General features: G+C 60.0%; 9 protein-coding genes and 1 pseudogene. 3 read left to right on the top strand and 7 right to left on the bottom strand.

Annotated elements, in window-relative coordinates:
• Positions 1–19: 19 nt before the first annotated feature.
• Positions 20–1735 (bottom strand): gamma-glutamyltransferase, encoded by a 1716-nt coding sequence (ggt, locus tag L6R21_08060; protein ID MCK6559140.1) that lies wholly within the window; start codon positions 1733–1735, stop codon positions 20–22.
• Positions 1736–1936: 201 nt separating this feature from the next.
• Between ggt and L6R21_08055 the strand changes: the two genes are divergently transcribed.
• The gene (locus L6R21_08055) at positions 1937–3274 is read left to right on the top strand and encodes a 6-phosphofructokinase (GenBank protein MCK6559139.1); all 1338 of its coding nucleotides are present in this window, start codon (positions 1937–1939) and stop codon (positions 3272–3274) included.
• An 85-nt stretch (positions 3275–3359) separates the two neighbouring features.
• Here the strand turns inward: L6R21_08055 and L6R21_08050 are convergent, their stop codons facing one another.
• The 4 genes from L6R21_08050 to L6R21_08035 all read right to left on the bottom strand — a co-directional run bounded on the left by L6R21_08050 (position 3360) and on the right by L6R21_08035 (position 8850).
• Positions 3360–4997: an NYN domain-containing protein gene (locus L6R21_08050; protein ID MCK6559138.1), complete on the bottom strand. Its 1638-nt coding sequence runs from the start codon at positions 4995–4997 to the stop codon at positions 3360–3362.
• A 237-nt stretch (positions 4998–5234) separates the two neighbouring features.
• Positions 5235–6449, bottom strand: coding sequence for a dipeptidase (locus tag L6R21_08045; GenBank protein ID MCK6559137.1), 1215 nt, complete (start codon positions 6447–6449; stop codon positions 5235–5237).
• 86 nt (positions 6450–6535) lie between these two features.
• Complete coding sequence (locus tag L6R21_08040; protein ID MCK6559136.1) at positions 6536–7696, bottom strand: aminotransferase class I/II-fold pyridoxal phosphate-dependent enzyme; 1161 nt, start codon at positions 7694–7696, stop codon at positions 6536–6538.
• 152 nt (positions 7697–7848) lie between these two features.
• Positions 7849–8850 (bottom strand): EamA family transporter, encoded by a 1002-nt coding sequence (locus tag L6R21_08035; protein MCK6559135.1) that lies wholly within the window; start codon positions 8848–8850, stop codon positions 7849–7851.
• A 256-nt stretch (positions 8851–9106) separates the two neighbouring features.
• Between L6R21_08035 and L6R21_08030 the strand changes: the two genes are divergently transcribed.
• Both L6R21_08030 and serA read left to right on the top strand, forming a co-directional pair.
• Positions 9107–10309 (top strand): CoA transferase, encoded by a 1203-nt coding sequence (locus L6R21_08030; GenBank protein MCK6559134.1) that lies wholly within the window; start codon positions 9107–9109, stop codon positions 10307–10309.
• A gap of 47 nt (positions 10310–10356) precedes the next feature.
• Positions 10357–11622, top strand: coding sequence for a phosphoglycerate dehydrogenase (serA, locus tag L6R21_08025; GenBank protein ID MCK6559133.1), 1266 nt, complete (start codon positions 10357–10359; stop codon positions 11620–11622).
• A 513-nt stretch (positions 11623–12135) separates the two neighbouring features.
• Here the strand turns inward: serA and L6R21_08020 are convergent.
• On the bottom strand, positions 12136–12951 hold the full coding sequence (locus tag L6R21_08020) for a 4Fe-4S binding protein (protein MCK6559132.1): 816 nt from the start codon (positions 12949–12951) through the stop codon (positions 12136–12138).
• A 558-nt stretch (positions 12952–13509) separates the two neighbouring features.
• Positions 13510–14235 (bottom strand): annotated as a pseudogene (locus tag L6R21_08015) (NAD(P)-binding domain-containing protein).
• Positions 14236–14493: the final 258 nt, after the last annotated feature.

Raw genomic sequence — 14493 nt, 5'->3', positions numbered from 1 at the left:
GAGTTGCAAGTGCCGTGTATCAATATCCGAGGGCCGCGCCGTCGCTGGCGCGCGGATCAGCCGCGCCCAGGCGCAGGCCGGTCACCGGATCCAGCAGAATCCCCATCGCGCTGCCCTGGCTGCGCGAAGATCTCGAGAGGGAAACCCGGTGACCGTAGCTTTCCAACAGCCGCTGGGTGTCTTTCGAGAGGCCGAATTCCTCGACGCGCAGCACGTTGGGCAGCCATTGATGATGCACGCGCGGCGCCGCGATCGCCTCGCTGATGTCCATCTCGAAATCGATGACGTTGCTCACCACCTGCAACACCGTGTTGATGATGGTGCGGCCGCCCGGCGAGCCGATCAAAAGAAAGGGTTTGCCGTTGCGCGCGACGATCGTGGGCGTCATCGAAGACAGCATGCGCTTGCCGGGTGCAATCACATTCGGCGGCGTGCCGATGAGGCCGGTGCTGTCCGTGCGGCCAGGCTGCGGGTTGAAATCTCCCATCTCGTTGTTCAGCAGAAAGCCCGTGCCCTCTGCCACGATTTTGGAGCCATAGCTGTCTTCCAGCGTGTAGGTGACCACCACGGCATTGCCCGCCGCATCGACGACGGAATAGTGCGTGGTTTCCGCTGATTCGTAGGCCTCATTGAATCTTTCCGGATCACTGCGCGAGGCCTGCGTCAGGTTGATTTGCGCCCGCAAGGCGGCAGCGTATTCTTTCGAGATCAGTTTCGCCACCGGCAGGTTGGGATTGAAATCAGGATCGCCGAGATAACGGGCGCGATCGGCATAGGCGCGGCGCATCGCTTCTGCCAGCAGATGCAGATGCTGCGCCGAGCCAAAGCCCGCGGCGCGCAGGTCGAATCCCTCGAGGATATTCAACATCTCGACCAGCACGGTGCCGCCTGAGCTGGGCGGACACATGGAATAGACCTCGTAGCCGCGATACGTGCCGTGAATTGGCGGGCGCTCTTTGGCCTCGTAACTGGCCAAGTCCTGCGCGGTAATCAGGCCGCCGTGCTGGCGCATGGCGGCCGCAATCAGCCGGGCGGTTTCGCCGTGGTAGAATTCGGCACGGCCGCGCGCTTGCATGCGGCGCAGCGTTCTGGCCAGATCGGGCTGCTTCCAGATCTCGCCAGGCTGATACACTTCCCTGCCGTTTTTCAAGAACACCCGCGCGCTAGCTGGATACTTGAGGAATTCCTCCTTGAGATATAGAAAATCCTCGTGCAACCCCCAACTCACCGGAAAGCCCTGCTCGGCCAGCTTGAGGGCGGGCGCCAGCAACTCCTTCATCGCTTTGCTGCCGAAGCGCTCATGCGCCAGGAAAAATCCGGCAACCGTCCCGGGCACGCCGATGGCGAGGTAGCCTTCGTGATTGATCGGCTCGTCGTAAACGCCTGCCTCATTCAAGTACATTTTGGCGTGTGCCGCGGCCGGCGCTTTCTCCCGGAAATCAAAGGCGGTGAGGCGGCCGTCGGCCGTGTGCACGATCATGAAACCGCCGCCGCCGAGGTTGCCGGCCGAGGGCAGCGTCACGGCCAGGGCAAAACCCGTGGCGATGGCCGCATCCACGGCGTTGCCGCCGCTCTGCAAAATCTGAACGCCGGCTTGGGAGGCGAGCAGGTGCGAGGACACCACCATGCCGTGTTTGGCTTTGACCGGCGGCAGTGAGGCGCCTGCCAGGAGTTGGACCGGCAAGCTTGCAAACCAGGCCGCGAGGATGAGTGTCTTGAGACGGGCGATGATCATCAGGCTCGAATTCCCTCAGTTTGGGTGGTTCCAACGCACAGTTGAACGCCGCAAAGCGCGCTCAAAGTAAATTTTTTTGTCCGTGTATGCAAGGTGATTTTTGATTGATTCTCAGGAATTTCTCACTATATTCCCCGGCATTGTCCGAAAAGATCGGCACTATTCACTACTGCTTAGATTTGTACAATGGGAGTTTTTCGCATGAGCACACATCACAAGAGAATGGCGATTCTGGTGGGCGGCGGCCCCGCACCCGGCATCAACAGCGTCATCGGTGCGGCGACGATCCGCGGGATCCTCAGCGGCGAGGAAGTCATCGGCATCATGGACGGCTTCAAATGGATCATGGACGGCCAGATCGACAAGATCAAGGAACTGACCATTGAGCGCGTCAGCCGCATTCACTTTCGCGGCGGCTCGTACATTGGCATCTCGCGCGCCAACCCGACCAAAAATGCCAAACATCTCGAGAACACGGTCACCTCCCTGCTGCGCATGAATGTGGACCGCCTCATCACGATTGGCGGCGACGATACCGCCTTCTCCGCGATGAAATTGGAAGAGCTGGCCAACGGCCGCATTCACGTCGTGCATGTTCCCAAAACCATCGACAACGACCTCGATCTGCCGCTCGGCATCAATACATTCGGCTTTCAGACCGCGCGCCATCTCGGCTGCGACATCGTGAAGAACTTGATGGTTGACGGCCGCACCACCTCACGCTGGTACTTCGTCGTCACCATGGGGCGCAAAGCCGGCCATCTGGCGCTGGGCATCGCCAAGGCTGCCGGCGCCACCCTGACCCTGATTCCGGAAGAGTTTCGCGATCAGAAGCTCAGGCTCTCCGTGCTCGTGGATATACTGGTCGGCTCGATCATCAAGCGCTTGAGCTACGGCCGGCCCGACGGCGTTGCCATCATCGCAGAAGGCCTGGTGGAGATCCTCGATCCCCAGGATCTGCAGACGCTGGTCAACGTCGAGCGCGACGCGCATGACAACATCCGGCTGGCGGAGGTCAACTTCGGAGAGATTCTCAAATACGAAGTGCAGGCGCGGCTGAAACAGTTCGGCATCAAGAGTACAATCGTGGCGAAGAATATCGGTTACGAGCTGCGGTGCGCCGACCCGATTCCCTTCGACATGGAATACACGCGCGATCTGGGCTATTGCGCCGCGCGCTACATTCTCGAAGGCGGCAACGCGGCGATGGTTTCGATACAGAACGGCCGCTTCGTGCCGATTCCATTCCATGAAATACTCGACCCCAAGACCGGCCGGGCGCGCGTGCGCATGGTCGATATGAGTGCCGAGTACTATCATATCGCCCGGCGCTACATGATCCGGCTCTCGCCCGAGGATTTCGAAGATCCGCACGAGCTGGCCAAGTATGCCGCCACCGCCAACATCTCGCTCGACGAGTTTCGCCGGCAATTCCAATACCTGGTGGATCTGGAACGAGCGAATGGCACCGAGCTGCCGCTCACCATGGCGAAGCAAAAGAACGGCGAAGCCCTGGCGACGTCGATTTCAGCCGAGTAGAATTCCCTCCTGCTGCGCACATTCTCGCCATCGCTGCGCCGATCACGGCGCGGCGATGGCGTTTTTTGTTTGATGCGATCCGCCCTCACGCCGCCGGCTGCGACTGCTCGCCGAGCCCCCCCATGATCCAGGCCCGAATCTGGGCCACCTCCTCCTCAATCAAACTGAGCTGCGCCGTTCGGCACAAGTCCAGCGTGTTTTCCACCAGCTTTTCGCCCAACTGCACGGGGTCCTCCCGTTCCTGGCCGCCAAAGCGATAACCGGTATGACCAATGCCGATCAACACGAAGTTGACGTGCGATCTTGCCACCGGCGCGCCCTTTTCCACGCAGCGATCACGCACCGTTTTCGAAGTGCGCGTCATTTGATAGCCGTTTTCGTTGATCTCACGCGCCAATTCGTGAAACAGCAGGGCATAGTGCTCAGGCATAAGATAGGGCGTTTCCGTCAAACGATGGACTTTGCGCGCCAGCTCGGCGAGCCCGGGATAGCGTTGAGCAAAATGATCCGGCGGGGCGGCGGCTTCCTGGCTGGCGGCGGGCGGCGCGGCAAAAGCCGGTGCCGCCGGCAATTGATGGCGGCCCGGGTCATAGACGTAGCCGGGTGTCAGCGTCGAGGTGTGCAGGTTGCCGAGATCAAGTTGCATGAGCAAATCCTTGAACGTGCCGGCTCCCAGCCATGTGCTGCCTGCCAATTGCTCGCCAAAACGTTGCTTCACTAAACTGGCCAGCGTGGCCCAGGCCACAGCCTTGTCCGAGTGGGACACGTACTCGCGAATACTCTGCGCCATTTGCGCTTTCACATCGGGGACGGCCGCTGCCGGCGCGGGTGGACCTGCCGCCTCCAGGCTATCGGCCAACACCGGCGCGGGCGCGGTCTTGACGACCACGCGCCAGGGGTCTTCATCGCTGATGGCGAGATCCTCCCGTTGCGCGATCAGGGCCTGCGTCAAGCGGCGCAGCGAGTAAAAGCCGAGCCAGTGATTGCTCTCGCGGAATTCTTGAAACTCTTTGAAGACTTCCGGCAGCTCGCTGGCCTCCACGCCGCCGGGTACGGCCGCCATTTCCCGCAATCGCGCCGCCATCCGCTTCAACAGCAGGTTCAGCGTGGCATCGATCTCCTGCTCATTGATCGGCTCTGGCGCTTCCTCGTCGGGATAGACGATGCCCAGGGCCTCGCGCACGAAAGTGTCGCGCTCGATCACGATATCACAGGCGGCCCGGTAAGCCAGTGAAACCCAGCCCACCGCCAACACCACGCCGTAACGGCCATGCTTTCTGATGCGCAGCAGCACCGGCGTGAAATCCGCGTCGCCGGAGAGTACGATGAACTCATGGAAATAGGTGGCGTGATTGAGCGTGTCGAGAATGTCCATCACCATGTAAATGTCCGTGCTGGTTTTGCCGCGGCCGGTGAGCGGCGGGCAATCGATCACCTCGAAGGCCGAGCGCACGAAATCAGGCCGGAAGCTGCTGAACGATTCCGGATTCAGATAGCAGCGCCTGGTCAGAATTCTGCGCTGCACGATCTCGGGCAGGTAGGTGGTGGTGGAAAGCTGTTTCTCCAACCAGGACAGCCACAATTCCGGATTGGTCGAGAAGCGGCGCGCGGCTTCCGCATCATGCTTTTCCAGGTTGATGCGAACATTGTCGAAATCGACGAACAGCGCGGAATAGATGACTGAAGGCGGTACAACGGACGGAACGGTTTTAAGAATGGACATGGTCTCCCCCTTTGACGTGAGTGGGTGACGGAATGGTTAGTTCCTGAATCGTGCACGACACTTGATGCCCGCCTCGTCTGTGATTGCAATCGCAGGCCGCAAACTCAAGTCGGCTCAGTTTGGCTTATCACCCAACAATAGGTGATCGCTGCCTTTGGGCGACTTCCACCTCTGGCCTGGGAATCGATTCCCAGGGACGGAGGGCAACAAATGATGCAGAATTCAAGTCGTTGCTTGTTAGTGCTGGTGCTTCCCGGCTTGGAGCTTTTGCGCGGTCTTTTCCACTTCCGACCATACCCGCAGCAAATTGCCGGAGCAGATTTTTTCGATATCCTTCTCGGAATAGCCCAGGCGCAAAAGCGCAAAGATCAAGTTGGGATATTCGGCCACGCTTTTCATACCGGTGGGCAGCGCATCGCCGACGCCATCGAAATCAGAGCCGAAGCCGACGTGATCGACCCCCACCAGCTTCACGACGTGATCGATGTTCGCCACGAGGTCGGCTATGGTAACTTCCGGGAACCGGTGTTCTGCGCGGTATTGCTGCAGGCGGCTGCGGCCCTCGGCGCTGGCAAGATCGATCTTGTGTTCCTCAATGAAGTGCCACATGCCGGCATCGGCAGCCTGATAAGCGCCGCTGACAAAGGAGGAACCAAATGCAATCTGAATCACGCCACCGTTGCGCGCCAGCGCCCGGATCATGTCGTCATCCATGTTGCGCTCCCAGCCGGGGGTAAAATGGCGGCAAGAGGAGTGCGAAGCAATCACCGGCGCGCGCGTGAGCCGCAGCACTTGGTAAAAAGTCGAATCCGTCACGTGCGAGATGTCGATCATGATACCCAGCCGGTTCATCTCCGCCACGACTTCCCGGCCGAACGGACTCAGGCCCTGCCATTGGCGGTTGGGATCATAGGAAGAATCGCAAATGTGATTGCTTTTCGCATGCGTAAGCGTGATGTAGCGAACGCCGCGCGACCAGAAGTGCCGCAGATTTTCCAGCCTGCCCTCGATGGGCGCGCCGTTCTCCATGCCCATCGGCAACGAGATCAGCCCCTGCTTGAAATGATCACGCACCTCGGCGACCGAGCGGGCAATCGCAAACTTGTCGGGCCAGCGACGTTGGAACCCTTCCACCATGTCGATGAGACTGTCCGCCAGTGCTTTGGCCAGGCCCTTCGGCTCGTAGTCCGAGGGCACATAGATGGACATGAAGGCCGCATTGAGGCCGCCCTGCTTGGCACGCACGTAGTCGAAGTTCCCTCCTTCAGTGCGGCCGGAAATGTCCTCATATCTCTCGCGCAAACGGTACGGCACGTCGATATGAGTATCGACAATGATGAACTTTTGCGCCAGGCGTTGGGCTTTTTCCCGCAGTTTGGCCTCGTCCGCCGGCTGGGCGTGAACGAGTGCAAAACATACCAGCAAGCCAATCATCGCGCTGATTTTCTTCATGTGACTCCCTTCCTGAATTTGGGTTTTCGAGCCGGCGGGTATTTCCCCCTTTTGCCATTCCAGCCGGCGGTCCGGCGCGTTCGATTCTACGCCCGCAGGGCTTGATCAAAATCGGCGATCAGTTCATCGGTCGACTCGATGCCGACAGAGACGCGTATCAAGCTGTCGGTGATCCCCAACTTCAGCCGCTCCTCGGCGGCCAGGCCGGCGTGGGAGGTGGTGGCCGGCCGGGTGATCAGTGTGTGAATGCTGCCCAAACTCGGCGCCTTGATGGGAATCTGCGTGCGCGCGATGAAGCGTTTGGCGGCAGTCAGTCCCTCGTGCAGCTCGAAGCTCAGCATGCCGCTATAGCCGTTGAAGAATTCGCGCGCGAGCGAGTGCTGAGGGTGGCTTTCCAAGCCGGGATAGTTCACCCGGGCAACTTCACGATGCAGGCTCAGAAAGCGCGCAAGCTGCAGGGCGCTTGCATTGTGCTGCTTCATGCGCACCGCCAGCGTGGCAATGCCGCGCTGCAGCAGGAAGCAGGCATGCGGATCGAGCGCGCCGCCGAGGTGATTCAGTTTGTGGCGAATATTCTCCACCAAACCGGCGCGGCCGATCACCGCGCCCGCGACGATGTCCGAATGGCCGTTGAGGTATTTTGTGCCGCTGTGCAGTGAAAGATCAAAACCCCATTCCGCCGGCCGAAAGTTGTAGGGGCTGGCAAAAGTGTTGTCGATGATCGCGACCAAGCCGTGGGCATTCGCAAAGGTCACGGCCGCGCGCAAGTCTGCTACTTGCAGCAGCGGATTCGACATGGCCTCCACATAGAGCACACGGGTCGTGGGGCGCAGCTTCTGCGCCCAACTTTCGGGAGCGTTGCCGTTGATGAAGTCATACGCAATGCCGAGCGCCGGCAAATCCTTGGTGATGAAATCGTGCGTGCCGCCATAGAGGTTGCTCTGCGCCAGCAGATGATCGCCGCTCGCCAGCAGAGTGAGCAGCGTGGTGGAAATCGCGGCCATGCCGCTGGCCGCGACCAGCGCCGCTTCGGCATTCTCCAGCGCCGCCAGCTTCTGCTGCACCGCGTGATGGTTGGGCGTGTTGTTCAACCGGATGTAGCGCAGATCATGATAGCCGGTCTCTTCGCCGTCATACTCGAACATCGCGGTTTGAAAAATCGGCATGCTCACCGCGCCTTCGATGCGCGGCGCCGGCTCGCCGGCATGCACCGCCTTGGTCTCGATGTCCCGAAAAGCATGGGGCATATCCCTCTCCTTGCTGCCGAAAACGTTTGATGGTTACCCGCACCAACTCATCATGCGCAGAGTCGGCCGTGGCTTTCGAATTTCACCGGCACCTGCTTTCACTTTGTCCGGCGGTGCCCGCCTGGCATCGCCATGCAGTGATCTGGCCCAAATCAACAGGCATCCGGGCAAACTTGTTCCGGTTTGGCCGGCGCCGGCCGTGCCGTTGTCTCGGGAACAACTGCGCCGCGCTCCGGGCTGGGCAATTGCGCCGGTTGCCGGTTCAACACAATAGCGATAACCGCAGCGACAATCATCAACGTCGCCGCCAGCGCGCGAGCGGTCAAAGGCTCACCGCCAATCGCCCAGCCCAAAATCACCGCAACGACGGGATTGACGAAGGCATAGGTCGAGGCGCGCGCGGGCGTGGTCACCCGCAACAGCCAGAGGTAGGCGGTGAAGCCGATCAAGGAGCCAAAGACGATCAAATAAGCCAACGCGAGCGCGGATTGCAGCGAAACTTGTTCGAAGTTGAGTTGCTGCCACTCGCCCGCGAGCAAGCCCAGCATCAGCAGCAGGAAGCCGCCGCAGAGCATCTGCATACCGGTGGCCAGTAACGGCGAGGCTTTGATGCGGCTGTGCGTGGAGTACAACGATCCCGCCGCCCAGGAAAGCGAGGCCAGCACCAGCACCACCATACCCAACGGATCCACGGCGCCGCTGCCCATCAAACGCTCGGGGCCCACCAGCACGGCAATGCCGGCGATGCCGATGACGATGCCGAGCATGGTCCGGCCATCAGGCTGGCCGCGCTTCTGCCACAGCCACAACAACACCACAATCCAGAGCGGCACCATTGCCACCAGCACGGCAGTCAATCCGCTCGGCACATATTGCACGGCCCACACCACGCCGCCATTGCCGGTGAACAACAACAAGGCGCCGCTGATCGCGGTGGTTTTCCACAAGAGCAACTCGGGTTTGGGTGTCCCTCGTATTCTTTCCCAAAGATAAAGCGCGCCGCCGGCGGTGAGAAAGCGCGTGGCCGCCATGAGAAACGGCGGCAGCGTGGCGACGGCGAAACGCATGGCCAGGTAGGTCGAACCCCACAGCAAATAAACAGCGGCAAATGCCGTCCAAATTTTCCAACGGGCGGGTGAATGAGAGCCGGACATTCTCCTCCTTGCAAACGATGGTGTTGAGCGGTCAGGGTTTGATTGTCGCAACCAAAAGGAACAAAGTCAAGCGCAGAATTGCCACCCCATCGTTGCGCAGGTGCAGCTCCGCAGCCGGTAAACTTCGGCCTTGCTCGTCTGGCTGCGGCATGATATATTGCGCACCATTTGCAGCCGAACGGCGCAAGCGCAGTAATGCGTGCGCGGCACGCGCTGTGAGCGGCGGCCAAAGTAAAGTCTCAGACCAACAAGCCCGATGAATTCTCCCTCTTCCGGATGTTTGACCGGCGTGCGCGTGCTCGATCTCTCGCGCGTGCTGGCTGGCCCGTTCTGCACGCAGTTGCTCGGCGACATGGGCGCGGAAATCATCAAAGTCGAGCGGCCCGGCATTGGCGATGACACGCGGCAATGGGGACCGCCGTGGTTTCACGGTGAATCGGCCTATTACCTGAGCTGCAATCGCAACAAGAAAAGTGTAACCATCAACCTCAAATCCCCGGCCGGTGTTGAACTGATTCGCGAACTCGCCGCTCAAAGTGATGTTCTGGTGGAGAATTTCAAAGCCGGCGAGCTGGCGCGCTGGGGTTTGGACTATGCCGCGCTGCGCACGCGCAATCCCGGCTTGATCTATTGCGCGATCACCGGCTATGGACAAACCGGTCCCTATGCCGCGCGGCCCGGCTATGATTTCATCATGCAGGCGCAAGGCGGGATCATGAGCATCACCGGTGACGCCGAGGGCGAGCCTGTCAAAGTCGGCGTGGCGATCGCAGATGTGATGGCCGGCATGTATGCCGCCACCGCCATTCTCGCGGCGCTGCATCAGCGCGAGAAAAACGGTGAAGGGCAATTCATCGACATCGCCTTGCTGGACAGCCAGGTCGCCTGGCTGATCAATGTGGCGATGAACTACCTCGTTTCCGGCCAGGCACCGCAGCGCTGCGGCAACGCCCATCCCAATCTCGCGCCCTATCAGACTTTTGCCACGGCCGACGGCCAGCTTGCGATCGGGGTGGGCAATGACGAGCAGTTTCGCCGGTTGTGCCGCTGCCTGGAGTTGCCCGCGCTCACGGCAGAGCCGCGCTATGCCACCAACGCGCTGCGGGTGCGGCACCGGGAGGATCTGATTGCCGCGTTGCAGCGCCGGCTGCGTGAGAAATCCACCAGCGCGTGGCTGGATCTGCTGCTGGCCGCACGCATTCCGGCCTCGCCGATCAACACCATTCCCGAAATCTTGCAGGATGCTCACATCCTCAGCCGCGAGATGGTGCGAAGCATTGCGCATCCCGCCGGCGAGGAATTGCGGCTGCTCGGCCCGGTGGCGAAATTCTCCGCCACCCCTTCGGCCGTGCGCCTGCCGCCGCCCCTGCTCGGGCAACACACGGAAGAAGTCCTGCGCACGCTGTTGCAACTCGATGACGCCGGCTTGCAATCGTTACGCGCCGCAGCGGCGATTTGAAAACCTGCGCCCCGGCGGCGCCCTACCTGGAATTTTGCGAAACGCCCATGAACACCATGCCTCGTGTCAAACATCTGCTGAAGAGTCTGCCCAAGACTTCCTTTCCCAAAAGCAAGATTCGCGTGTTGCTGTTGGAAAACATTCATCCCGCTGCGCTGGCGCGCTTCGAGGCGGAATCCTATCAAATCGAATCTTTGCCCGGCGCGCTCGACGAAGAAACCCTGTGCCGCAAAATCGAATCCGTGCACGTGCTCGGCATTCGTTCGAAAACACAAGTGACCGCCGCGGTGTTGCAGCACGCGCGGCGATTGTGGGCGATCGGTTGCTTTTGCATCGGCACCAACCAGGTGGATCTGGTGCAGGCGCGGCGCCAGGGCGTGGCGGTTTTCAATGCGCCCTACAGCAACACGCGCAGCGTTGCGGAATTGGTGATCGGCGAGATCATCATGCTGTTGCGCCGCGTTTTTCCCAAGAATCAAGCGGCGCATAGCCAGGTTTGGGACAAAAGCAGCGCCGGTTGCTTTGAAGTGCGCGGCAAGACCCTGGGCATCGTCGGCTACGGCCACATCGGCTCGCAGGTCTCGATCCTGGCGGAGGCGCTGGGCATGGAGGTGATTTTCTACGACATCGCGGAAAAGCTGCCGATCGGCAATGCCAAACCGGTGCATTCTCTGGTCGATCTCCTGCACCGCGCGGACGTGGTGACGCTGCATGTGCCGGAGGATGAAACCACCATCAATATGATCGGCGCGGCGCAACTGCGACTCATGAAGCCGGGCGGCTTCCTGCTCAATCTCAGCCGTGGCCGCAATGTGAATCTCAGCGATCTGCGCCACGCACTAGTCGCGGGCCATTTGGCGGGCGCGGCAGTCGATGTCTTTCCGCACGAGCCGCAATCCAACCAGGAGAGATTCGAAACTGAATTGCAGGGCTTGCCCAACGTCATTCTCACGCCGCACATCGGCGGCAGCACGTTGGAATCGCAGGAGGACATCGGCAGCAAAACCAGCGAGAAGCTCATCACCTACATGAACACCGGCGCCACCCTCGGCAGTGTGAATTTCCCCGAGGTGCAGTTACCGGTGCAGGGCCGGCGCCATCGCGTGCTGCACATTCACAAGAACGTGCCGGGCGTGATTTCGACTTTCAGCCAGGAGTTTGCCCGCTTCGGCATCAACATCGAAGGGCAGATTCTCAAAACCGAAGAGGAGATCGGTTATCTAGTCACTGACGTCGATCGTCTGGTGGACCGGCAGATTGTGGAAGATTTGAAAGAGATGGAGGTCACGATCAAGGTGAGAGTGCTGTACTAGCTGGCCGTTACTCTAATCCATTCGGCTGGCCCCCTTGACGTGTCATCTTGCAGGGAGCTTGTGAATCGCTCGCGACTGCGGCCAGTTCTTCGTAGTACTACACCGTTAAGTCGATTCCTTTCGCACAGATCAACAGCCCCAAAAGGGTATCATATGAAAGCAAAGGGCAACGCTCTGGGAATCGGTCGATTCAAACATTCGGGAGCCCCATGGGCTTGCTACGATAGATTTCATTGGTTCCCAGGGCGCTGCTCGTGGGCTGTTACCTGCGACCCCGTTGGGGTCAATTTAGCCTTTCTTGAAAAGACGGCGTGGATTCAACGTTGTAGCCATCGGATCCTTGCAGGATGACAGCAGCGATTGACTTGACACTGTCACATTTCAAAAATTACCGTAGCGCCGCGGAATTCACGGGGCGAGATTGACTGAACGCTCAGCGAGCTCGGCGTCTCCACGGTGAATCTGACATGGACAAGTCAAAACAACCTGGCAGATGCGAAATCCTCGAACGGCTCACCCCACCACTTGTCCCTGCCGGTTCGTCAGTTTCACGGGCGCCGCATGGGCATGGCCATCGGTTTCGCGAAAACTCAGCGTGTCCATCGGACAGACGGTCACGCAAATGCCGCAGCCGATGCAGGAACTGGTGGCATTGTCCAACACCTGCTGTTTGAGCGCGTAGCTCATGACATCGATTCCCACCTGGCAATGACGCGAACACTCGTAGCAGCCGATGCACTTGTCATTGGCGACAATCTTGAATTTGCCGATCTTCAGCTTGCTGAACAGAGCGGATTGTATTTGCATGAGCTTGGCCAGCGGGCACCAGTAGCGGCACCAGATTTTGCCGCCGAGAAACGGATACAGCGTCACCGGCAAAATGCCGACCAGCCAGACATCAGCGTAGATGCGATAGAGGCTGATGCCCACTTCCGCCGCGCCGGTGAGCGCGTGGTAAACGTCCTGCAACAGCATCAGGGCGGTAATCACCACGGCAGAGATCAGCACCGCGAGGTTCATCCATTCCCACTTGATCGAAGTCCTGCCCTTGGGCGCAAGATGGCGCCAGCGGTCGCCGAATGTCTCCGCCAGGCCGCCGCAGCCGCAGATCCACGAGCAATAGCGCTTGCCGTGAAACAGCACGACGATCGGAATGATGACGAAAGTGAGTAATACGCCCCACACCACCCACACCTGATGCGGGCTGTAGAAGAAAGTGTAGAAGAACAGCGGCCAGGCATAGACCAAGCCATAGCTGCGCCAGGCCTGTTCCGCGAATACCGGATCACTCGCCAGCCTCTCCCCCACCCACTGATACTGCACCGCCATTTGAAACAAAAATTCCGGAATCAGAAAAAAGAAGATCCACTGGAAGCTGATCAGACTGACGTAGCGCCAGATTTGGAATTTGTCTTTGCGGTCGAGGCCCCAGCGCTGCAATGCTTGCAAGCCGAAGAACGTCATCAGCGCGGTGTAAAGCACGGTATACCAGAAAGACCACGGCCGATTGAAGAAGGACAGAAACTGGTAGCCCCAGTTGTGAAACGGCCAGAACTCTTCACCCTTGCCGACTTTGACGCCATAGACCGTGTACCACACGAAGAAAGACAAGCCCAGCCAGGCAAAACGATCGCCGCGCGCGCCGAAAAAAATCAGACTGCCGAGACTGAGCGCCCACAGCAGGCCGCCGAGCCAGCCCGGCAGCAGGGACAGGCTTACGCCCAGCACCGGCGCGTGGCCGCCCAAGCCGGCGCCGAAAATCGCCAGGCCGAGAAATCCGGCAAGCGTGAGCAACGCCGCGCGCAGCAGGCTGCCTTCCCATTCGTTTTCCATCTTGAGGCCGAGCGACTTGAGAAACTCGCGCGGCACCTCGGCGCCAATGAGCACAAAGGCATGATCATAAGGAATCGTGCGGGTTTCCCGGCGGCCGTCATGAGCGACGGCGAGCGTGGCCTCGCGCTCGCCGAATGCGGTGACGTTGGAATGAAATATCGGCTCGATGCGCTGCGCGGCGATGGCTTGATTGAGCTGCCGTTCATTGTCACGAAACACCCGCTCGAACTCTGCGCGGCGATAGGAAAGATAGACTTTGTTTTGCTCGCTGAGCGTGACCGCCGCCTCCACCGCGCTGTTGCCGCCGCCCACGACCAGAAGGTTCTCGCCTTTGTACTTGCGCGGCGAATAAAGGCGATGATAGACGCGCTCGCGCTGCTCGCCCGGCACGTTCAGCTTGCGCGGATTGCCGCGCTGGCCGGTGGCGAGCACCACTCGCTTGCTGCGATAAACCGCTTGCGGAGTCGTCACCCAAAAAACGCCGCCCTTCTTGGCGAGGGCAGTGACACCCTCGCCAGTGTGAACCTGCAGATGGTTTTCGGCGATGATCTGATGCCAGCGCCGCATCAGGTCTTCCTTGGTGGCGCCATCGAGCCAGAGCTTGCCCTTGGCCGGCTGGCTGTCCGGCTCGGCATAAACGTACTTGCCCTCCGGAAAATTCTCGATGGTGTTGGCGATCTGTTCTTTCTCCAACAGCAGGTAACGCATGCCGCGTTCCGCCGCCTGCAGCGCGGCATTCAAGCCCGCTGCGCCCGCGCCGATGACGATCACATCATACAAACTCGCATCCTCCCCGCCGATGGCATGCGGCAGCGCGGCAATGTGCTCGATGACGTCATAGCCTTGCGCCATGGCATACTTGATCACCGGCGCGCCGGCCAAATCACCGACGACAAAAAGCCCGGGAATGCTGCTTTCATTGTGTTGCTTGAGCCGGGGCCGTTCCTGCATGCCGCTGCCGGAATGCAGGATTGCCAAAATGGCCTGCCGCAGGCGGGAGAACAAGACGGGCTGCTTCTGCTGAGCTGACATGAGACC

It is taken from the genome of bacterium (genome assembly GCA_023150945.1).
Taxonomy (GTDB): domain Bacteria; phylum Zhuqueibacterota; class Zhuqueibacteria; order Zhuqueibacterales; family Zhuqueibacteraceae; genus Coneutiohabitans.
Note: the sequence above shows the minus strand (reverse complement) of the source record. Positions and strands in the feature narration are given on the sequence as shown.

Coding starts and splice junctions, on each gene's coding strand:
- ggt (MCK6559140.1), bottom strand. CDS start 1,735: ATGATCATCGCCCGTCTCAAGACACTCATCCTCGCGGCCTGGTTTGCA.
- L6R21_08055 (MCK6559139.1), top strand. CDS start 1,937: ATGAGCACACATCACAAGAGAATGGCGATTCTGGTGGGCGGCGGCCCC.
- L6R21_08050 (MCK6559138.1), bottom strand. CDS start 4,997: ATGTCCATTCTTAAAACCGTTCCGTCCGTTGTACCGCCTTCAGTCATC.
- L6R21_08045 (MCK6559137.1), bottom strand. CDS start 6,449: ATGAAGAAAATCAGCGCGATGATTGGCTTGCTGGTATGTTTTGCACTC.
- L6R21_08040 (MCK6559136.1), bottom strand. CDS start 7,696: ATGCCCCATGCTTTTCGGGACATCGAGACCAAGGCGGTGCATGCCGGC.
- L6R21_08035 (MCK6559135.1), bottom strand. CDS start 8,850: ATGTCCGGCTCTCATTCACCCGCCCGTTGGAAAATTTGGACGGCATTT.
- L6R21_08030 (MCK6559134.1), top strand. CDS start 9,107: ATGAATTCTCCCTCTTCCGGATGTTTGACCGGCGTGCGCGTGCTCGAT.
- serA (MCK6559133.1), top strand. CDS start 10,357: ATGAACACCATGCCTCGTGTCAAACATCTGCTGAAGAGTCTGCCCAAG.
- L6R21_08020 (MCK6559132.1), bottom strand. CDS start 12,951: ATGGCGGTGCAGTATCAGTGGGTGGGGGAGAGGCTGGCGAGTGATCCG.